Source organism: Halomonas sp. 3A7M (genome assembly GCF_014897875.1).
In the GTDB taxonomy this organism is placed as follows: Bacteria; Pseudomonadota; Gammaproteobacteria; order Pseudomonadales; family Halomonadaceae; genus Vreelandella.
Map to the genome: position 1 here is coordinate 13,914 of NZ_JABUZD010000111.1, position 21,312 is coordinate 35,225.

Sequence of the window (21,312 nt, forward strand, 5' to 3'; positions counted from 1 at the left end):
GGGCGCCCGTGCGGCGTCCGCTACAACGCAATGCTTGACCGATCAGTCAAATCTTCGGCACACTCAGCATAGCCTTGTATACAACACACCATAACTAAGAGGCCTAACATGGCGGCTGTCGGCACTCACTATCCGTGGTACAAAAAAGAAGACACCGACGCGTTCTTCGCGCTGTTTCAAAACAATATTGCCAACTTTGTCATTATCGCAATTACCATGCTGGGCATGGGGTTCCCCACATCCATTGTGTATGGTCAGGTGTTGCCTGGTGCCGCAGTGGCAGTCATGGCAGGTAATTTTTATTACGCATGGAGTGCCGCTAGGCTCGCACGAAAAGAAAACCGCAGTGATGTCACCGCGCTCTCCTACGGCATCTCCACGCCGGTCATGTTTGTGTTTCTATTCGGCGTATTGCTCCCCGCCAAGCAGTTAACCGGTGACGCGGAGTTAGCCTGGAAAGTTGCCGTGGCCGCCTGCTTTATTAGTGGCGCAATAGAAGCCTTGATTAGCATCGTTGGCCGCTGGGTGCAGTATCACCTCCCACGGGCCGCCATGTTGGGCGCTGTTGCTGGCGTCGCACTCACCTTTATTGCCGGCGAGATGCTATTTAAAACCTTGGAAATGCCTATCATTGGACTTCTGGTGCTCGGCATTATCATTGTTGGTCTTGTGGCACGCGTCAGCATGCCGTTTAAGCTACCGACATCGCTGTTTGCCATTGTGGTCGGTACTGCGATGGCATATTTGATTGGCGATGCGGGCAGCGAACGCTTTAGCGATGCTTTTACACATTTAGGTTTCTACCCCCTGCTGCCTAATTTGGCATGGTATGAAGGGCTAGGCTTGTTGTTTAGCGGCATGCTGGCCGTACTTACCGTCGTGCTCCCCATCACCCTCTATAACGCTATTGAAACCATGAATAACGTTGAAGCGATGGAAGCGGCTGGCGACAAATACGATGTGCGTGAGTGCCAGGCAGTGGATGGAGCAGGCACGATGATCGGCGCTCTATTTGGCGGCGTATTCCCGACAACTGTTTATATCGCAACGGTGGGCGCGAAATGGATGGGCGCAGGACGAGGCTACAGCATTTTAAACGGTGCCGTTTATGCCCTCGCCACCATGTTTGGCCTGATCGCTGCCTTAGCGGCCATTATTCCGGTCTCAGTAGTGGCCCCTATCTTGGTATTTGTCGGCATGTCGATGATAGCCACTGCGTTTCAAGCGAACGATACCCGCTATTACCCGGCCATTGCGCTGGCGATGCTGCCCTACTTTGCCAACTACGTGATGACACGCTTCAACCGGGGTGCTGGTGACGTCGTCAGCGATATTTCCAGTGCCATTGTTGTCATGGGACAAGGTGCGATGTTTATGGCCATCTTCCTAGGGGCAATGACAGTGTCGGTGATCGACCATCAGTTCCGGCGTGCAGCCGCATTCGCCACCATTGCGGCAGGCTTCTCATTTGTAGGACTGATGCACGCCCCAAAACTGGCCTTTAACGCGGCGCCTGAATTTGTCATGGGTTACTTGGGCATGGCATTACTGTTTATGTACTTCTCATTCCAGGAAGCCCCTAAGAAGCACTAAACTGGGTTACTTGCTGAATCCCGCCTGCCGATGCGGGCGGGATAAAATGCGCTTGAGCACTATCCAAGCAACCATACCTGCCAACACGTTACCCAATGCCGCACCAGCGGCTAAGCCTGTCCAGCCAAACAACTGCGCACCCAACCATAAACATGGTAGATAGCAAATAAACAAGCGTGCGCTTGAAAGCAGCATTGCTCTAAGTGGCCAGCCAAGCGCGTTACCTGCAGACACCACCAGCATACACACGCCCAGCGCAGCATAACTTGGCAACAAAAAGCGAATTAGCAGCGCGAGCTCACTTTGCACCTCCTGGTTCCCGGCTAACACCATAGCCACCCAGGGTGAAGCCAGCGCCAGCAACAGCCCCAGGCTAAGCTGCCATATCAACGCGACATTCACTGCCAAGCGCATCAGCTGCTGAATCTGTCCCCAGTCGCCCGCCCCATAGCAACGCCCAAGCCATGGTGGTAGCGACATCGTCATCGCCAATATCACCATCAGCGAAACCGTTTCTAGGCGGCTGGCAAGCCCCCAAGCCGCCACCTGGGTATCTCCTAGGCTAGCAACAGCCGCAATCGCCAACATCGCCGCCAGTGGCGGCATCAACTGACTAACCATCGCGGGAGCAGCGATACCGGTAAAAAGCCGCCACGAGCGCCTAGCTTCTTGCCATAGCGAGGTATTCGTCGTCCACTTTTGATGCTTTAGTTTAATACTGCTGAATAGCAGCCCCACAAAAAATGCAATGGCGGTCGCCCAAGCCGCGCCCGCTAGCCCCCAGCCCTGCCAAGAACCAATACCAAAAATAAATAGCGGGTCCAATCCCAGGTTAATAAGGCTACTGAGCACCATCATCTTACCTGGCAGCCGTGTATCGCCGTGAGCACGAAACACGCTATAGATAAAATAGAGCAGCGCGCCTAGCCAAGCTGAAAATAGCTGTGGCCCCCAGTAAGCGCGTATATAAACCAGCGCGCTATCATCGGCACCTAACAGCCTAAATATGGGCACTTGAAGAAACCAAAGCGCGATGACTAGTAGGCCGATGACAAGCCCACCGGCAATTAGCACAAGGCTGCTTAACCGCTTCGCTCGAACGTCTTCTCCAGCGCCTAGGGCGCGGGAAATAAGCGCCGCAATCGCGATCCCCATTCCCACTTGAATACCAATAATCAGAAAGGACAAAGGAAAGGTAAACGACTGAGCGGCCAAGGGCGCTGTTCCCAAACGGGCAATAAAAGCACTATCTACAAGCTGGAAACCCAATAGCGCCAACACGCCAATGGCCATCGGCCACGTTTGACGCCATAAGGTTATCGCCAGCTCGCGTTGCTGCATAATGACCGCTGCCAAAGAGAAATCCTCAAAACAGAGTAGATAACGGTGAACGCTACCTAGTTAACAATACTTACAACCTACGAGATGTAAGTTGTTTCTGGTAACTCCCAACGCAAAAGCGCCACCACCCAGGCAAGGGTGATGGCGCTTTCTGCTTACACTCGCTTACTGACGAATGCCTTCAAACGTCACGTAAAGCTCCAGCTCGTGCATCGCTTCTGGGAAGTCACTCATATCAATACCGAAATCACCCAGCGTTAACATGGTGCTGCCTTCAAAACCGGCACGGTAATTGCCCCAGGGGTCATCACCTTCGCCCATCAAGGTAACAGGCATTTCAATTTCCTGTGTCTCGCCATGAAGCGTTAACTCACCGGTTACGACGCCTTCATTTTCACCCGTTGATTCAAAACCTGTTGAAGTGAAAGTTGCCGTAGGAAATTCGCCGGCATCAAGAAAATCGCTGCTTAAGAAGTGACGATCACGCTCTGCATGATTAGTGTTCAGGCTGCCCACCTGCACTTCCATTTCTACAGAAGAGGCTTCTAAATCCTCTGGGTCATATGAAAATTGACCGTCAAACTCTTCGAAAGTACCCAGAATATAGGAAAAGCCGAGGTGGCTAATTTTGAATTGAACAAAGGCGTGCTGGCCTTCAGTATCAATTTGATATTCTGCTGCTTGCGCTTGGCTGAACGTCGCTAGCGAAGCGGCGGCAATTGCAGTAGCAAAAGCGGTTTTCTTTAACATCGTGGAAATCTCCTTTATTTTCCTAATAAACACTACGAGCAAACTATCAGCGCAGTGGACAAAAAAATTCCATTATTGCTTGCGGCCATGAGCAGGATTAACCATCCGCACGAGTGTCGAGTGGCGATCCCACCAATGATGCTTCATCGCGGCTAGCGCGTGCCCTGCGGCCAATACCATAAGCGCCAGGGCGCTGTACCAGTGAACATCGCCTGCCAGACTAGCTTGATCAGGAAGCCCGTGAAGCAGTGCCGGCACTTCAAACCAATCAAACACGCTAATTCCGCGCCCATTGGCGGTAGAAATCAAATAGCCACTAACAAGCACTAACAATAACAAGACATACAACATTATGTGGCCAGCATGGGCAGCTAGACGTTCAAAGCGACTACCCTCTGCATGAGGCGTTGGTTGAATTAAGCGCCATATCAAGCGAGCAAAGGTAGCAATTAACAACAAGATACCAATCGAGCGATGCACCCACGGCCCTTGGTTATACCATGTATCGTAGTAACCAAGATCTGTCATCCACCAGCCAAGAACAAACAACCCCACAATCGTAAGTGCACTAAGCCAGTGAAGAGCAATACTAATGACTCCCCATCCACTCTGCGTGTTCCGCCACATCCTTGCTTTCCTCGTTCTAAACAGCAATTGGTCATGCCTGCTGTAAGCACATTTCTACCTAAAGCATACCGTCTTAATGGTCAAAACACTGCTGAAAAAAGCAGAACACACCATTCGTAAAAAACGTTTGTTAAAAACATTGCTAAATGTTGTAGTTACAAAAACGCCGTCAGCGAAGCAAGCAATAAAAAAACCGGCCACGAATGACCGGCTTATCAAAACGCTATTTGAATCGCTCAGCCGGCCGCCAAAGCATCCAACCCAGCGGCAAGATCGCGCTGAATGTCAGCCTGGCTTTCCAGCCCCACCGCTACGCGAATCAACCCAGGGGCGATACCTGCGGCTTCTTTCTGCACATCGGAGAGCCGTCCATGCGTTGTGGTGGCTGGATGGGTAATGGTGGTTTTAACATCTCCGAGGTTACCCGTTATAGACAGCATTTTGGTGGCGTCAATGACCTGCCAAGCTCCCTCCTGGCCACCTTTCACCTCAAAGCCCAATACGGCACCAAACCCTTGCTGCTGTTTTTTGGCAAGCGCATGCTGAGGATGGGCTTCTAAGCCACTGTAGTGCACTTTATTAACGGCCGGGTGTTGATCTAGCCAGAGCGCCAAAGTCAGCGCATTCTCGCAATGTGCTTTCATGCGCAACGATAAGGTTTCCAGACCTTTGGTGAAAATCCACGCATTAAAGGGACTCAGGCAAGGCCCGCAAGTACGTACCACGCCAAACACTTCTTCCAGCACGTCGTGTTTACCAACCACCGCGCCACCAATAGCACGTCCCTGGCCATCCAGATACTTCGTTGCAGAATGGATGACTAAGTCAGCGCCAAGCGCAATTGGCTGCTGAAGTGCCGGTGTTAAGAAGCAGTTATCAATCGCCAACAATGCACCACTTCGCTTAGCAAGTTCGGCTAATGCTGGAATATCCGCGACTTCAGACAGCGGGTTGGACGGTGTTTCCGCAAACAACAGCTTGGTATTTGGGCCGATGGCCTCTTCCCAGGCAGAAACGTTTGATAGCTCTACATAACGAGTCGTGATGCCAAATTTGCCCAGATATTTGTCAAACAAACTCACGGTAGAACCAAACAGCGAGCGCGATGCAACGATTTCATCGCCAGCACTTAGCAGTGCCAACGCCGTCGATAAAATGGCCGACATACCCGAACTTGTTGCCACGCACCGCTCACCACCTTCAAGCGCCGCCAAACGGCGCTCGAACGTATGCACAGTAGGATTAGTAAAGCGTGAATAGACGTTGCCCGGTTCCTGCCCCCCAAACTTGCGCGCGGCTTCAGCCGCGCTTTCGTAAACAAAGCTTGAAGTGGGAAAAATGGGCTCGGCATGCTCTTGCTCAAACGTACGGTGATGGCCCGCGCGAATGGCAAGGGTCTCTAGCGACCAATCATCCTGGTGACTATTATCATGCATGGCTGAGCACCTTTAAAACGTCAATAAAAGTTGTAATACGAGCTATTAATCCGCGGCATTAGTCGTCAAGATCGTCATCATCTTGGTTATGCATACCCACTAGCGCATGATCACCCGCACTTTGATCTTTGGCTGCGTCATTACGACTCGCTTCAAGCACCGCCAAGTAGGCATCATCAATGTCACCAGTGACATAGTTGCCGTCGAAGACAGAGCAGTCAAACTCATCCATTTCAGGATTAACCTCACGGCAAGCCGCTTTCAAATCATCCAGGTCTTGATAGAAAATTCGATCCGCACCAATCAGCTGACCAACCTCTTCTTCTGTGCGGCCATGCGCAATCAGTTCTTTTGCCGCAGGCATATCAATGCCATAGACATTAGGGTAGCGAACGGGCGGAGCAGCTGAGGCGAAATACACTTTACGGGCCCCTGCATCGCGCGCCATCTGAATAATCTGCTTACAGGTGGTTCCACGCACGATAGAGTCATCCACCAGCAGCACATTTTTGCCTTTGAATTCGACATCAATGGCATTCAGTTTTTGACGCACCGATTTTTTACGCTGCGTTTGGCCCGGCATAATAAACGTGCGGCCAATATAGCGGTTCTTCATAAACCCTTCGCGATAGGTCACCCCTAAGTGCTGCGCCATCTCAAGGGCAGAAGTGCGCGACGTATCGGGAATTGGTATAACAACGTCAATATCGTGATCAGGCCATTCATTAAGAATGCGGTCGCCAAGCTTGCGCCCCATCTGCATACGAGTGCCATACACGTAGGCACCATCAAGAATAGAGTCGGGGCGCGCAAGATAGACATGCTCAAAAATACAGGAACGCAGCACAGGTCGATCAGCACACACCTGAGTATGAATCTGCCCCTGCATGTCGACAAAAATCGCTTCACCGGGCGAAAGGTCACGCTCCAGCTCAAAGCCGCCGACATCTAAGGCGACAGATTCCGAAGCAATCATGACCTCCTGCCCCTCGTCACTTTGGCGAGTTCCAAACACTACAGGACGAATGCCATGATGATCCCGAAATGCCACCATACCAAAACCGTTAATGATCGCGACCGCCGCGTAGCCGCCTTTGCAGCGCCGGTGCACTCTACGAACGGCATCAAAAATGTCCTCGGCTTCCAGGTGCAAACCCTGTTTACCCAACTCATGGGCAAACACGTTTAGCAACACTTCAGAATCAGAGCTGGTATTGATGTGACGAAGGTCCGTCGAGAAAAGTTCTTGCTTTAACTGATCAGAGTTAGTCAGGTTACCGTTGTGAGCCAGCGCAATACCGTAGGGGGAGTTGACATAAAACGGCTGAGACTCAGCTTCGCTAGAGGAACCTGCGGTTGGATAACGCACGTGACCAATGCCAAGGTTACCTTTTAGGCGAGCCATGTGGCGGGTATGGAACACATCTCGAACCAGCCCATTACTCTTGCGCAGTAGGAAGCGTCCCTCGCTCCAAGTCATCATGCCGGCAGCGTCCTGACCCCGATGCTGAAGTACGGTCAGAGCATCATAGATTCCCTGATTTACCGCCTGCTTGGCCAGAAGGCCCACTATACCGCACATTCAAGTTACCTCGCTTTAGTGCCATGGTTCACCGTAGCAAACCCGTACGTTCATCAAACGAATGTAAGCCACTGCCTATTTCTCGGTCGCAAAAGCGGGCATTGGTAGACAGCAGCTAACTGTATTACTAACTAAACATCACGTCGCGCCATCATTAAACAGCGCACTCACTGGCCACCATTTTCAGATGTTGGCGTAAAAGACTGTGGAACTGGCTCTTCCTGAGCGCCGAAATCTGGCAACGAAATATCGCGGAGCGAGTCAGGTGCTTGCGGTAGCTCCCGTTCCCATTGATCTAACTGGCTTACCGCCCAATCGCGCAGCTCAATAAACGTCGGCCGTAGCTCAGCCTCTTGCCAAGCCTGTAACTCAGCCAAGGGCGTTAGTGTAATAAGGACGGTTGCCACCAATAAAATGACAGCGCCACGAGCAAGCCCAAAGGCAGCTCCCGCAAAGCGGTTAAGCAACCCCATACCGACCCACTCTACCGCCGCATGAACAAGGCGGATCACAATCCCGCAAAGTAAAATGACCGCAAAAATCACTAAAATAAATGCCAACACTAAGCGCGCATCGAAACTGTCGATGAACCCGCTCATTAGATCCGCTACCGGCTCTGCCAAGACGCGCGCTACCAACAATGCGACTACCCATGCGGCCAGCCCAAGAGCTTCCCTGACAAATCCGCGCATAAAGCCGGCCAGCATGGAAAGTGCCAACACCGCCAGGAAAAGCGCGTCTATCCAAGTAAGTGCCATAAGTTAATTTCTCACTCGCACTAACAGGCCCTGTACATTGGCACGCTGTTTAATAATCGCCATCGCAGACTCGCCGTCTTCAGACGTCGCATATGGTCCAACATAAACAGAGGTGAGGTTATTATCACGCTCGCGTAGATAGGTGCTAAACCCCGCCTGAGAAAGCTGATCGCTTAGCCGCTTTGCGTTACCCGCATCACCAAAGCTGCCCACTTGAACGGCCCACTCGCCTTGGGAAGAAGATGTTGGGCCAGCAGCATTCGATGATGTGTTAGAAGAGCTGGTAGACGCGTTATTACGGTTATTGGCAGCCATTAACTCAGCAATTGGATCATCTGCTCCAGCACTCTGAGCATTAGAACTACTGGCTTGATCGGTTTGTGGCTGCCTTGGATTGGCATCAATTGGCACACTATTGGCCGCGCTATCTACAGAACGACCTTCACTTGAGGACGTGTTGATAGATGACGGCATTTGCGGAACCGGAACATCTTGCTGTGTTGCCTCAACAGGCCGTTCAATAACAAACGTAGGCTGAGGGCGCTCTTCTCGGGGAGCAGGATCACTCATCAACCACGGCACGAAAATCGCCAGCAACGCGAGTAAAATGACAATACCACTGATGCGTTCCGTTTTACCGTATTTCATATCCCTCTCCATCAAGCTTAGCGAGCACAACGGTTAGGCCGATTAAGCTTGCGGCAGTGTTATTTCCAACAAGGCCGCAACTGTAAAAAACGAGCCGGTAACTAACACCCGGTCGGAGGGTGCCAACTGCTCAGCCATTATCTGCACTCCAGCCTCTGGGGAACTGGCGCAACGATGTACACGCCCACCCAGAGATGTGATACGCGCCGCCAGTCCGTCAGCTGACCGACCACGCTCCCCTTCCAACGTCACGCATACCCAGTCAGTAATGCGGGGTAGCAAAGCGCTAATAACACCATCAGCGTCTTTATCATTTAGCATGCCGATCAGCGCCCACTGCCGACCACCTGCAGGCACCAATGGGAGTCGTCTAGCGACATAATCGGCTGCATGAGGATTATGCCCAACATCCAGGCACCACTGTCCTATCCACTGCATACGCCCTGGCACTTGCACCTCATGAAACGCCCGACGACATGCGTCTGCATTCACCACTAACCCGCTAAGGATCAATGCTTGGAGGGCCGTTGCGGCATTATCAATCGGCAAACCAGGATCAGGAAGGTCAGCGATGGAAATAGCATCTCCCTGACAGCTCAGCCCACTCCAGCTCCATTCAGATGGGCTATCTGCGGCATCAGCAGCAGCATTATCATCAATGGAGTGACTAAAAGCCTCACCAAGGCAGTAAACAGGAGCGGCAATCGCATCGGCAGCCGCTGCGACACTACTGGGAAGCAGTCGACTGCCTAATACCGCGGGCTTTGCAGCACGAAAGATGCCAGCTTTTTCGCGGCCGATCTGGGCAATATCAGATCCCAAAAAATTGGCATGATCCTGAGCAATCGTGGTCACAATAGCAACGTCTGCGTCAATAATATTGACGGCATCTAATCGCCCACCCAGACCAACTTCGAGCAGCGCTAAATCGAGGTTTTCCTGTGCTAGGCACCAGAGGGCACAGAGCGTGCCCGCCTCAAAATAGGTTAAGCTAATTTCAGGCGCTTGTAGCCTAGCGTCCTCTACGCGAGAGAAACCAGTCATTAGCCGCTGGTCGTCAGCATAGTCACCATTGATCGTCACGCGTTCGTTATAGTGCACTAGGTGGGGCGAAGTATAAGTCCCAACATGTAAACCGTGACTGCGAGCGATAGCATCCATCATGGCAAGGGTCGACCCCTTGCCATTGGTACCAGCCACCGTAATTACCTGTGTTGCAATCGGTCGGCTTAGCAACCCCATGCGTTTGGCAACTTCTGCTACGCGCTCAAGCCCCATATCAATCCCTACAGGATGTAGGGTTTCAAGGTAGTGCAGCCATTCGGCTAAAGACTCCGGAGTTACAGCGTCAGAAGCTAAAGAGTCAGGGGCTATAGACTTAGACATTGCGGTTCGAATCGTCGCTCTGAACGGTACTGGCTTCGCTATGCGTTTCAGGCGTATCCGCACCTGCTACATCTACAGCATCGGCTATTGGCGCTTCATCAACCAACGGCTCGTCAATCGATGCATCGTCACTAACATCGCTCTCGGCAGGCAGCGCGATATTATGCGTCAGCTTACGCAGCACACCACCAACACGAACACGCATATCATGGCGATGCACAATCATGTCAACGGTGCCGTGCTCCAGTAGAAATTCACTGCGCTGAAAACCTTCCGGCAGCGTTTCACGAACAGTTTGCTCAATAACGCGCGGGCCAGCAAAACCAATCAAGGCGTTGGGCTCGGCGATGTTTAGATCGCCCAGCATCGCTAGCGACGCGGATACCCCGCCAAACACTGGATCTGTCAGCACAGAAATGTAAGGCACACCCGACTGCTTAAGCTTTTCAAGCGCTGCCGAGGTTTTGGCCATCTGCATGAGTGAAAACAGTGCTTCTTGCATCCGTGCCCCACCAGAAGCGGCAAAGCAGATCAGCGGAAGTCGCTCTTCAAGGGCAATGGTTGCCGCGCGGACAAACTTCTCGCCCACAACCGCCCCCATTGAGCCACCCATGAAGGTAAATTCAAACGCAACAGCTACAACCGGAAGCCCGTCTAGCTCGCCACGCATAGCAACCAGCGCATCTTTTTCACCGGTCTCTTTTTGGGCAGCCGTTAAGCGGTCTTTGTATTTTTTAGAGTCGCGAAATTTCAAGCGATCATTAGGCTCAATCTCAGCCGCGATCTCTTGGCGATTCTCTTTATCCAAAAACCAGTCCAAACGTTTACGCGCGGTCAACCGTAAATGGTGGTCGCACTTGGGGCAGACGCTGTGGTGCTTCTCAAGCTCAGGGAGGTAGAGAACCGCTTCGCACTTGGGACATTTACGCCAGAGGCCATCGGGCACGCTGGCGCGACGGTCTTTACGCTGGATACGCCCCATGGAGGGCACAATCTTGTCTAACCAGCTCATATCAAAAAGTTTCCGTATACGTCATGCTTAGCAACGCCAAGCTTGATGAGTGTCGTCAATCAATTCAGTGTAGACGATGAGGGGATACGCTTAGGCATCCATCGCGGTGCGCATGTCGCCCAACACGCTTTTAAGCTGACCAGCAATGGTTTCAGGTGCGTCAACGCTCTCTGCAATGCGGTTCACTAGCGCACTGCCAACAATCACACCATCAGCGACTTTCGCCACTTCAGCGGCGGTCACACCATCGCGGATACCGAAGCCAACACATAATGGCAAATCGGTCATTTCGCGCAAGGGCGCGAGATGCTCTGCCACATCGTCAGCATTGAGTGTAGCAGCACCGGTAACGCCCTTAAGCGAAACATAATAGAGATAGCCCTCACCGTGGGCGCATATTGTAGCGGCACGAGCATTGGAAGTGGTAGGCGCAACCAAGAAAATCGCTGCTAAATCGCGAGCTTTTAACAGCGGGCCAAGCTCATCAGCCTCTTCAGGCGGCATATCTACCACGAGCACGCCATCGACGCCAACGCTTGCCGCTTTATCAGCAAACGTTTCATAGCCAATCCGCTCTATCGGATTGAGATACCCCATCAACACGATAGGCGTTTTAGCATCCACTTGGCGGAACTCAGCGACCATATCCAGCAGGTCAACCAAGCGAGTGCCTTGCTTAAGCGCTCGCTCACAGGCCTTTTGAATCACCGGGCCATCGGCCATTGGGTCTGAAAACGGCACGCCAAGCTCAATAATATCAGCCCCCGCCTCTACTAGGGCATGCATAAAGCCCACGGTGTACTGAGGCGCAGGGTCGCCGGCGGTAATATAAGGAATCAGGGCCTTACGACCCTGCTCTTTTAATTCGGAAAAACGCTGGTCAATACGGTTCATGCTAGCCCTTAAAACTCAATGCCATCGATGTTCGCAACGGTCATGATATCTTTATCACCACGACCAGAAAGGTTGACCACGATATGCTGGTCAGGGCGCATGGTCGGTGCCAGCACCTTCGCATGAGCAAGCGCATGGGCGGATTCCAATGCTGGCATAATCCCTTCCATGTGCGTCAGTTCACGAAACGCTTCCAGCACTTCTTTATCGTTTGCGGCTACGTAGTTAACTCGCCCAACATCTTTCCATAGCGCGTGTTCAGGCCCAACCCCTGGGTAGTCGAGGCCAGCAGAAATCGAGTGCGTGTCTGACACTTGTCCCGCTTCGTCAGACATCAAGTAAGTTCGGTTGCCATGCAAAACACCACGCGGCGCATTCGTCGAAAGCGGCGCGGCATGTCGGCCTGTTTCGATACCATCGCCACCGGCTTCGACACCGTACATCGCCACCGCATCATCTTCGACGAAGGGGTAGAATAGGCCCAAGGCGTTAGAACCACCGCCCACACAGGCAATCAGCGCGTCTGGCAGGCGCCCAATTTGCGCTAATGACTGTTGGCGCGCTTCACGCCCCACGACCGAGTTGAAATCACGCACCAACTGCGGATAAGGGTGCGGACCCGCTACAGTGCCAATAATGTAGAACGTGTTATCAACGTTGGTGACCCAGTCACGCAAGGCTTCATTCATTGCGTCTTTAAGCGTACGAGTGCCTGACTCGACCGGGATTACGCGCGCGCCCAATAGGCGCATACGATAAACGTTCAGCTTCTGGCGCTGAACGTCTGCCGCCCCCATATAAACGTCACACTCCAGGCCTAAGCGAGCTGCCACAGTCGCCGTAGCAACACCGTGCTGGCCTGCTCCGGTTTCAGCAATAACCCTGGGCTTGCCGGTTTTTTTGGCTAATAGCGCTTGGCCAATGGTGTTATTAACCTTATGAGCACCGGTGTGATTTAAGTCTTCACGCTTCAACCAAATTTGCGCACCACCTAGCGACTGTGACCAACGCTCTGCATGGTAAAGCGGCGATGGACGCCCCACATAATGGGCAAGATCACGGTCAAACTCAGCCTGGAAATCGGGATCATCACGCAGACTCAGGTAGGTCTGCTCTAACTCTTCCAGGGCAAAGCTCAGGGTTTCCGACACAAACCGGCCGCCGTAGGGGCCAAAATGACCACGGGCATCCGGCATTCGGGTCAGGTCGCTGAACTTGGTTTCAGTCGCTGAGACAGTCACAGGCATACCTCACAAGATCGCCAGAACAGGCAAACAATAAATGAACTAACAATGAGGCGTAGTCACCCTGCTGGGTACGCTACGCAATGAGCTTAATGGGCGCTGGCTAACGCCACATTTTGAACAAAAGATGCCATTAACTCGGCATCTTTTATGCCATGAGATATTTCTATACCACCAGAGACATCAATAGCATAAGGCATTACTTGGTTAACCGCAGAAGCCACATTATCAGCCGTTAACCCACCAGCCAGGATAACAGGTTTTTCTAAGGTTGCGGGGATTCTAGACCAATCAAACGTCTCTCCCGTTCCCCCTGGGATACCAGGTCGATAGGCATCTAATAGCAGCGCCTGTGCAAGCGAGTAGTCAGCCGCCGCCTGGTGCAGGTCGATATCATCACGCATGCGAAGTGCTTTAATCCAAGGCCGTCCAAACTGCTGACAGAACGAGGCTGGCTCATCACCATGAAACTGAATTAAATCCAAGTAAGGTAAGCACTGCTCAATGAATTCAGCGGGCTGATTAACAAACAATCCCACTCGCGTCACAAAGGCAGGTACTTCCACTGCCAACTCTTCCAGCACAGCAGGCGTTATGCTGCGGGCGCTCTTAGGCCACATCACGAAGCCAAGCGCGTCCACACCAAGCGATGCTGCCAGCGCGACATCCTCATGGCGAGTTAAGCCACAAAATTTAATCCGCGTACGACCAGAACGCGCGTTCATAATGGGGTCTCCTGCTGCTCTGAAGGCGCTGACTCTTGGTTTAAAGGCGTCTGACTCTTAAACGTCAACTTGCGCCGTGCGGCAATGCGCGGATTATCAGGTAACTGACGCTCCCCGGTCCACTCACCGGTAAATGCGAGCAGGTTGGGGCCTAACGGCTCTTTGGGCAGATCAAATCGTTCGTCATAAAGTGAGTCTACGAAATGAAGGCCACAGGCTGGTGCAGTGACATCGCCTTTTCGGCGATTCTTCAGTGCCAGCAAGCGCGCAATGTGCCCTTCATCTTGTGAGCCGCGCCCTACGCTGACCAGCGCCCCTGCAATATTGCGAATCATGTGGTGCAAAAAAGCATTGCCCTGAATATCAATGACCACTATTGGCCCATAGCGTTTCACTTCTACAAAGTGCATTTGCCGCCAAGGCGTTTTGGACTGGCAGCCCGCCGCTCGAAAGCTGCTGAAGTCATGTTCGCCTACTAAAGCCTGTGCCGCCCGATGCATAGCATCGGCATCTAGCGGATCTCGACACCAGGTTACGTTGTGGCGCTCTAACACCGGACGGCTAATTTGATTCAACAAAATATAACGATAGCGACGCCCAAGTGCGCCCAGGCGGGAGTGAAAATCATCGGACACAGGTTTTACCCAGCGCACAGCGACGTCTCTAGGAAGATTGGTATTACTGCCAAAAATCCAGGCTTTTTCAGAACGCTGAACAGGCGGGTCAAAATGGATGATCTGACGTGTGGCATGCACGCCAGAATCGGTTCGACCACTGGCATGAATACGCACTGGCGCGCTGGCCACTTTATCCAACGCATCCTCCACTGCTTGCTGAACAGAAGCTGCATGCTTCAAACGCTGAAAGCCGCAAAAGCGCGTACCATCATATTCAATGCCCATCGCTAGGCGCCCCGTTAGGGGCTTTGTTTCGTCAAAATGGTAAAACAGCGTCATGAAGCCACGTCACATAGAAGATAGTTAGGGTGTGCCATTATCCCGACGTCGAGGCTCAAATGCCACCTCTTCGACTTCCCAGCGTCCCTCGACGCTCTTTCCTCTATATTGGTTGCGTCCCACGCCTGGAGGTGAAGACGTCTCCTGCCGTTCGGCCTCAACTATCGGTACTGGCTCACTGTTAGCTGGTACTGTATCGGCCGTTGATGAATCCCGCGCTGGTGGCTCAGTAGTAGCAGAAGGCGTAGTAGGTGAAGACGTAGTAGGTGAAGACGTAGCAGGTGGCATCGTATCAGCGTTATAAACTGAGGAAGTGGGCGGAACATCTTCCCACTGCCGTTCGCGACGTCTGCGAGACCATACTAGCGCCCCCAACAAAACCGCTAACGCAGTGCTAGCAAGCGGCCATTGATAGGCAGTAATGCGCTCAACAAGCGTGTCTGACGCACTCTGCGAACGGTTCAGGTTAGGCACCTCGTTAGCTGTATGGCTGTTTGCCATCAGCGCGGCACTCCCCGCCAGCGCATCAGACATTTCTTGAGCTTGCTGAAGCTCGCGCTGAGAAGCGCTTAATGCTTGGGTTAGCGACGCCACCTCTTGACGCAGCACCGCTAGCTCATCATGCATTTCTTCGCGCTCGTCAAGCGCCGCTAGCAGCCTATCCTGACCCTCCAACAGCTGTTCAGCGAGCACTTGTTCGATGGCGACAGTATCGGATGTTTGCGGAGATGGATTAGTGCCTTGGTCGACACTTTCCAGGGTTGGCTCGCCCACCTGCTCCATGCTCGAATCGCTAAGGCTTTCAGATTTTTCTTGGGGCTCAACCTGACGGTCTACAGGCTGACGCATCGCTTGAATCGCCGGGGCAGCATTGCTGGACGTTCGTGACGTAACCTGTTGACGGGTAGGGATATTGAGCGTCTGGCCTGCACGGAGTTCATCTACATTGCCAGTGGGAAACGCAGCAGGATTAGCGGCTACGAGCGCCGTCATCATTTGTTGAATGGTTACATCGGCTGGCTTCACCCTTGCGGCAACGCTCCAAAGAGTATCGCCACTGGCTACGTAGACAATATCGCGGGCGGCCGATGCCATAGAAGCGGCTGCGCTGCTGGTCGCTTCGGCCGAGCCAATGGCGTCAACAGGGCTACCTAACGCGTATTCGGGTGGATCAAACAACAGCGTTAAAGCGCGCGTCTGCCGCCCTTCTGGCGAAGAAATCGTTAACAGTAGATCCAACCATGGCTCATGAACTGCCTGGGAAGAGCGCAGCAAAAGTCGATGCCCAGCTGGCTGCTCTTGAACCTGAACACTGATACTTGCCGTAAGGGGTGTCCACTCCAACCCCAGCGCTCTAAACGCCGATTCGTTTGCCAGGTCGACACGTAAATCACTCAGTGCGAAGCGCTCGCTTTCCTGAAGCGGCACAGTGGCCTCAAGCGGCGCATCTAACGGCGAACTTACCGTTGCCTGGCCCAACCCAAGCGCCACTGCCAGCGGGCTAATAGCGCTCAGCGATAGCCCCAACATCCCTGTTAACTGTTTTCTCATAAAGGCCTCTGCTGCCTTTTATTTGGTCGCGGCCAAGCCACACTTTCTTACATTTACTTAGCAAAATCACACTCTGCCTCCTTTTTACCACACCCAGAGAATAAAAAAACGGGAAGCTGCGAACAGCTTCCCGTTTTTATCAACGCCTTTATTTAAGCGTGGCGTGCTCTACTGCTCGCGTAAGATCTTCAGCATACGCTTGAGCGGCTCGGCAGCACCCCATAACAACTGGTCACCAACACTGAAGGCTGACAAGTATTCACCGCCCATATTCAGCTTGCGTAGACGACCGACCGGTACTTGCAGCGTGCCAGTCGCAGCAGCGGGCGTTAGGCCAGCAACTGTAGCGTCTTTGTCGTTCGGGATCAGTTGAACCCACTCATTATGCTTAGCAATGCGATCTTCAATCTCGTCAAGCGGCACATCCTGCTTCAGCTTAATAGTGAACGCTTGGCTGTGAGAACGCATTGCACCGATGCGCACGCAAAGGCCATCGATGGGGATCGGGTTATTTTGCAAACCTAAGATCTTGTTAGTCTCAACGCTGCCCTTCCACTCTTCACGGCTTTGGCCGTTATCAAGCTTGGTATCGATCCATGGCAGCAAGCTACCCGCTAACGGCGCACCGAAATTATCCGTGGGGAAGTCACCACTGCGCATCGCAGCCGTCACTTTACGGTCGATATCCAGAATCGCGCTAGAGGTATCTTTAAGCTCTTCGCCTACGCTGTCGCGTAGTTGACCCATCTGGTTCAACAGCTCGCGCATGTGCTTGGCGCCTGAGCCGGAAGCTGCTTGGTACGTCATGGAGGTCATCCACTCGACCATGTCTGCTTCGAACAAGCCACCCAAGCCCATCAGCATCAGGCTCACGGTGCAGTTGCCGCCGACAAAGGTTTTAGCACCCTTCGCTAACTGGTTATCGATCACCTTACGATTGACCGGATCCAGAATAATGGTCGCTTCGTCTTCCATACGCAGGGTGCTGGCCGCATCAATCCAGTAGCCTTTCCAGCCCGCCTCACGTAAGTCTTTATAAACCGGCTTGGTATAGTCGCCACCTTGACAGGTCACCACCACGTCCAGTGCTTTTAACGCATCAATATCAAACGCATCTTTCAGTGGAGGCACGTCCACGCCGATATCGGGGCCAGGCTGACCAACTTGGGAGGTGGTGAAAAATACCGGTTCAATACCGTTAAAATCACCATCTTCCTGCATGCGCTGCATCAGCACTGAGCCAACCATGCCACGCCATCCCACGAAACCGACTTTCAACATGTGAAGTCCTCCAACTAAGAATGAGAGCGATATTATACACAAATATTAGACACAACGTCGGCCACCCCCAGGGTGGCCGACTGTTAATACCTTTCAGCGTCAATTAGTTAGCACGCTTTATACATAATTTAATTTTTTGCGAAGGCCGCCAATACGGCATCACCCATCTCATCGGTAGAGACACGTCGCGTCCCTTCAGAGGCGATGTCAGCAGTACGCAAGCCATCATCCAACACACTGCCAACAGCGGCTTCAATGCGCTCAGCCATGGCGGTTTCATTCAATGAATAGCGTAACATCATCGCGACCGACAGCATCATCGCTAACGGGTTAGCAATATTCTGCCCAGCGATATCCGGCGCGCTACCGTGGCAAGGCTCGTACATGCCCTGCCCACTCTCGTTTAGCGATGCTGAAGGCAACATTCCGATAGAGCCGGTAAGCATGGCAGCGGCATCGGAAAGAATATCGCCAAACATGTTGCCCGTCACTACCACATCAAACTGTTTCGGCGCGCGCACCAGCTGCATGGCGGCGTTATCCACGTACATATGGGAAAGCTCAACATCCGGGTACTCCGGTGCCAAACGCTCCATCACTTCACGCCACAGAATAGTGACTTCCAACACGTTGGCTTTATCCACCGAGCAGAGTTTTTTGCCACGCTTCTGAGCCATTTCAAAGGCGACGCGACCAATGCGCTCAATTTCGCTTTCAGAGTAGATGTAGGTGTTAAAACCCACCCGCTCGCCGTTGCGCTCTTCAATGCCACGTGGCTGGCCGAAATAAATGCCACCGGTAAGCTCGCGGACAATCATAATATCCAGCCCAGCCACTAACTCCGGCTTCAAGCTAGAGGCGCTAGCCAACTGCGGATAAAGCATGGCCGGACGCAGGTTGCCGAACAAACCTAAGTTTTTCCGCAGACCTAACAGGCCTTTTTCAGGACGCTTGGAAAGGTCTTCGAGTGTATCCCATTTAGGGCCACCAACAGCGCCCAGCAAAATAGCACTGGCTGCCTTGGCTTTTTCTAGCGTTTCAGCAGGCAGTGGCTCACCGTGAACATCGTAAGCAGAGCCACCGACAAGGCCTTCTTCGACGTCGATATCCAAACCAGCTTCCTGGCAGGCCTTCAGCAAGCGGGCCGCCTGAGCCGCAATTTCAGGGCCAATACCATCACCCGGCAGCAGTAATACCTTATGAGTCATGCAATTTCCTTAACATTTCAAACGTTAAAGGTGAATGAACACTTACGCAGGCTGACGGAATAACCACGGGCGCTGCTGGCGATGTTTTTCTTCAAACGCGCGAATAGCGTCTTCGTCCTGCAGGGTAATACCAATATCGTCCAGACCGTTCAGCAGGCAGTGCTTGCGAAACTCATCGACTTCAAATTCGAGAATTTCGCCACTGGGTGTAATGACCCGTTGGTTTTCTAAATCTACGTCTAATTGATAGCCTTCGCTGCCTGCCACTTCCGTAAACAGGCGGTCAACAACGTCTTCTTCCAAGGTAATCAGCAGAATGCCGTTTTTAAAAGCGTTGTTGTAGAAAATATCGGCAAAGCTTGGCGCAATCACCGCTTTAAAACCAAAATCTTCCAGCGCCCACGGGGCGTGCTCACGAGAACTACCACAGCCAAAGTTGCGGCGCGCCAGCAACACTTCAGCACCTTGGTAACGCGGTTGGTTCAAGACAAAATCTGGGTTCAGCGGGCGCTGCGAACAGTCTTGTCCTGGCTGGCCTTCATCCAGGTAGCGCAGTTCATCAAACAGGTTCACGCCAAAGCCAGTGCGCTTAATCGACTTCAAAAACTGCTTCGGAATAATCAGATCGGTATCGACATTAGCACGGTCAAGCGGCGCTACGATTCCTTCTAAACGTTCAAACTTTTTCATGGCTTAGGCCTCCTGCGCGTGGCTAGTGTCGTTAGCGGGTAAGGTACGTACATCAACAAAGTGACCAGCAATCGCTGCCGCCGCGGCCATCGCAGGGCTCACCAGATGTGTGCGACCACCGTAACCCTGGCGACCTTCAAAATTGCGGTTAGACGTTGATGCACAGTGTTCACCAGCGCCCAACTTGTCGGCATTCATTGCCAAGCACATTGAACAACCCGGCTCACGCCACTCAAAGCCAGCTTCAATAAAGATTTTATCTAAGCCTTCTGCTTCTGCCTGGCGTTTCACCAAACCAGAACCCGGCACCACCATGGCAAGCTTAATCGAGCCAGCGACTTTATTGCCTTTCGCTACCTTGGCCGCTTCGCGTAAATCTTCGATACGCGAGTTAGTACAGGAGCCGATAAATACTTTATCGAGCTTGATATCGGTAATTTTCTGGTTTGCCTGCAAGCCCATATATTCGAGGGCACGCGCATGGCTGCGCTGCACGGTGTCATCCAGCGCGGCTTGGGGGTCTGGCACTTGGCCGGAAATACCGGTGACCATTTCCGGGCTAGTCCCCCAACTGACCTGGGGCTCGATCTCTTCAGCTTGCAGAGTGACCACTTTATCGAACTGCGCGTCGGCATCGGAAACCAGAGTGCGCCAGTCGGCTACGGCGGCTTCCCACTGCTCTGCGGTGGGCGCAAAGGGACGCTCGGCCAGATAATCAACCGTCGTGTCATCGACGGCAATCAGGCCCACACGGGCACCCGCTTCAATGGCCATGTTGCATACGGTCATGCGGCCTTCCATAGAGAGCGACTCAATCGCACTACCGGCAAACTCAATGGCATAGCCCGTACCACCAGCGGTGCCAATCTTGCCAATAATCGCCAACACCACGTCTTTAGCGGTCACGCCCAGGCCAAGCTCGCCTTCCACGCGCACCTGCATGTTCTTCATTTTTTGCGCCAGCAAGCACTGGGTCGCCATAACGTGTTCAACTTCTGAGGTGCCAATACCATGGGCCAAGGCACCAAACGCACCGTGGGTAGCGGTGTGGGAGTCGCCGCACACTACGGTCATACCGGGCAACGTTGCGCCCTGCTCTGGGCCTACCACGTGCACGATACCCTGGCGCGGGTCGTTGATTTTGAACTCTTCAATGCCGTACTCAAGGCAGTTATCGTCCAAGGTTTGTACTTGGATTAACGACACGGGGTCTTTAATACCGCTATTGCCTTCAGCGCGCTCTTTTACCGTCGTAGGCACGTTGTGGTCAGGCGTTGCCAAGTTAGCATCTAAACGCCAGAGCTTGCGATTAGCCAGGCGCAGTCCTTCAAACGCCTGGGGCGAGGTGACTTCGTGAAGCAACTGACGATCGATGTAGATCAACGCCGTGCCGTCGTCACGCTGTTTCACCAAATGTTGATTCCAGAGTTTGTCGTAAAGCGTTTGACCTGACATGTTGCTCTCCTGGGCATTGCCCTGCTAGTTCGGTATGGCAGCCTCTACGTGCTGCTTATGTGACTATATGGGCAGTGTCACGCGAGTCGCGCATAAAAGCAATTCATGTTATTCATAGATTAGATTCCAAACTGGAATGCTTATTCAGTAGCACCTATTAAATACCTAGTGATAA

At 52.7% G+C, this 21,312-nt stretch carries 19 protein-coding genes; 1 reads left to right on the top strand and 18 read right to left on the bottom strand.

Going from position 1 to position 21,312, the window contains the following annotated elements:
• Positions 1–108 precede the first annotated feature (108 nt).
• Positions 109–1,593, top strand: coding sequence for an NCS2 family permease (locus INT19_RS09575; protein WP_193060576.1), 1,485 nt, complete (start codon positions 109–111; stop codon positions 1,591–1,593).
• A gap of 6 nt (positions 1,594–1,599) precedes the next feature.
• Here INT19_RS09575 and INT19_RS09580 read toward each other — a convergent pair whose 3' ends face one another.
• The 18 genes from INT19_RS09580 to leuC all read right to left on the bottom strand — a co-directional run bounded on the left by INT19_RS09580 (position 1,600) and on the right by leuC (position 21,137).
• Positions 1,600–2,934 carry an MATE family efflux transporter gene (locus tag INT19_RS09580; protein ID WP_193060595.1) on the bottom strand — a complete coding sequence of 445 codons (1,335 nt, stop codon included), beginning with the start codon at positions 2,932–2,934 and terminating at the stop codon, positions 1,600–1,602.
• Between the two features lie 165 nt (positions 2,935–3,099).
• The gene (locus INT19_RS09585) at positions 3,100–3,684 is read right to left on the bottom strand and encodes a YceI family protein (RefSeq protein ID WP_193060577.1); all 585 of its coding nucleotides are present in this window, start codon (positions 3,682–3,684) and stop codon (positions 3,100–3,102) included.
• Between the two features lie 72 nt (positions 3,685–3,756).
• Complete coding sequence (locus tag INT19_RS09590; RefSeq protein WP_089038173.1) at positions 3,757–4,311, bottom strand: cytochrome b; 555 nt, start codon at positions 4,309–4,311, stop codon at positions 3,757–3,759.
• Between the two features lie 236 nt (positions 4,312–4,547).
• Positions 4,548–5,747 carry an O-succinylhomoserine sulfhydrylase gene (locus INT19_RS09595; protein ID WP_193060578.1) on the bottom strand — a complete coding sequence of 400 codons (1,200 nt, stop codon included), beginning with the start codon at positions 5,745–5,747 and terminating at the stop codon, positions 4,548–4,550.
• Positions 5,748–5,805: 58 nt separating this feature from the next.
• A complete protein-coding gene (gene purF, locus INT19_RS09600; protein ID WP_193060579.1) occupies positions 5,806–7,329 on the bottom strand; it encodes an amidophosphoribosyltransferase in 1,524 nt (507 codons plus the stop codon).
• A gap of 167 nt (positions 7,330–7,496) precedes the next feature.
• Positions 7,497–8,087: a CvpA family protein gene (locus INT19_RS09605; protein ID WP_193060580.1), complete on the bottom strand. Its 591-nt coding sequence runs from the start codon at positions 8,085–8,087 to the stop codon at positions 7,497–7,499.
• A gap of 3 nt (positions 8,088–8,090) precedes the next feature.
• The gene (locus tag INT19_RS09610) at positions 8,091–8,735 is read right to left on the bottom strand and encodes an SPOR domain-containing protein (RefSeq protein WP_193060581.1); all 645 of its coding nucleotides are present in this window, start codon (positions 8,733–8,735) and stop codon (positions 8,091–8,093) included.
• 42 nt (positions 8,736–8,777) lie between these two features.
• A complete protein-coding gene (gene folC, locus INT19_RS09615) occupies positions 8,778–10,121 on the bottom strand; it encodes a bifunctional tetrahydrofolate synthase/dihydrofolate synthase (RefSeq protein WP_193060582.1) in 1,344 nt (447 codons plus the stop codon).
• Positions 10,114–11,133, bottom strand: a complete 1,020-nt coding sequence (accD, locus tag INT19_RS09620; RefSeq protein WP_193060583.1) for an acetyl-CoA carboxylase, carboxyltransferase subunit beta — start codon at positions 11,131–11,133, stop codon at positions 10,114–10,116. The genes folC and accD overlap by 8 nt, the downstream gene beginning before the upstream one ends.
• A 90-nt stretch (positions 11,134–11,223) precedes the next feature.
• The gene (gene trpA / locus INT19_RS09625; protein ID WP_089038166.1) at positions 11,224–12,027 is read right to left on the bottom strand and encodes a tryptophan synthase subunit alpha; all 804 of its coding nucleotides are present in this window, start codon (positions 12,025–12,027) and stop codon (positions 11,224–11,226) included.
• An 8-nt stretch (positions 12,028–12,035) separates the two neighbouring features.
• Complete coding sequence (gene trpB, locus INT19_RS09630; protein WP_038483713.1) at positions 12,036–13,274, bottom strand: tryptophan synthase subunit beta; 1,239 nt, start codon at positions 13,272–13,274, stop codon at positions 12,036–12,038.
• An 86-nt stretch (positions 13,275–13,360) separates the two neighbouring features.
• Positions 13,361–13,996 carry a phosphoribosylanthranilate isomerase gene (locus INT19_RS09635; RefSeq protein ID WP_089038165.1) on the bottom strand — a complete coding sequence of 212 codons (636 nt, stop codon included), beginning with the start codon at positions 13,994–13,996 and terminating at the stop codon, positions 13,361–13,363.
• A complete protein-coding gene (truA, locus tag INT19_RS09640; RefSeq protein WP_193060584.1) occupies positions 13,993–14,952 on the bottom strand; it encodes a tRNA pseudouridine(38-40) synthase TruA in 960 nt (319 codons plus the stop codon). The genes INT19_RS09635 and truA overlap by 4 nt, the downstream gene beginning before the upstream one ends.
• Before the next feature lie 24 nt (positions 14,953–14,976).
• The gene (locus tag INT19_RS09645; protein WP_193060585.1) at positions 14,977–16,503 is read right to left on the bottom strand and encodes a type IV pilus assembly protein FimV; all 1,527 of its coding nucleotides are present in this window, start codon (positions 16,501–16,503) and stop codon (positions 14,977–14,979) included.
• 168 nt (positions 16,504–16,671) lie between these two features.
• A complete protein-coding gene (gene asd / locus INT19_RS09650) occupies positions 16,672–17,784 on the bottom strand; it encodes an aspartate-semialdehyde dehydrogenase (protein ID WP_089038162.1) in 1,113 nt (370 codons plus the stop codon).
• Positions 17,785–17,912: 128 nt separating this feature from the next.
• Entirely contained in the window at positions 17,913–18,992 is a 1,080-nt protein-coding gene (gene leuB / locus INT19_RS09655; protein WP_038483705.1) for a 3-isopropylmalate dehydrogenase, read from the bottom strand.
• 42 nt (positions 18,993–19,034) lie between these two features.
• Entirely contained in the window at positions 19,035–19,682 is a 648-nt protein-coding gene (leuD, locus tag INT19_RS09660) for a 3-isopropylmalate dehydratase small subunit (protein ID WP_193060586.1), read from the bottom strand.
• A gap of 3 nt (positions 19,683–19,685) precedes the next feature.
• On the bottom strand, positions 19,686–21,137 hold the full coding sequence (gene leuC, locus INT19_RS09665) for a 3-isopropylmalate dehydratase large subunit (protein ID WP_193060587.1): 1,452 nt from the start codon (positions 21,135–21,137) through the stop codon (positions 19,686–19,688).
• Positions 21,138–21,312 lie beyond the last annotated feature (175 nt).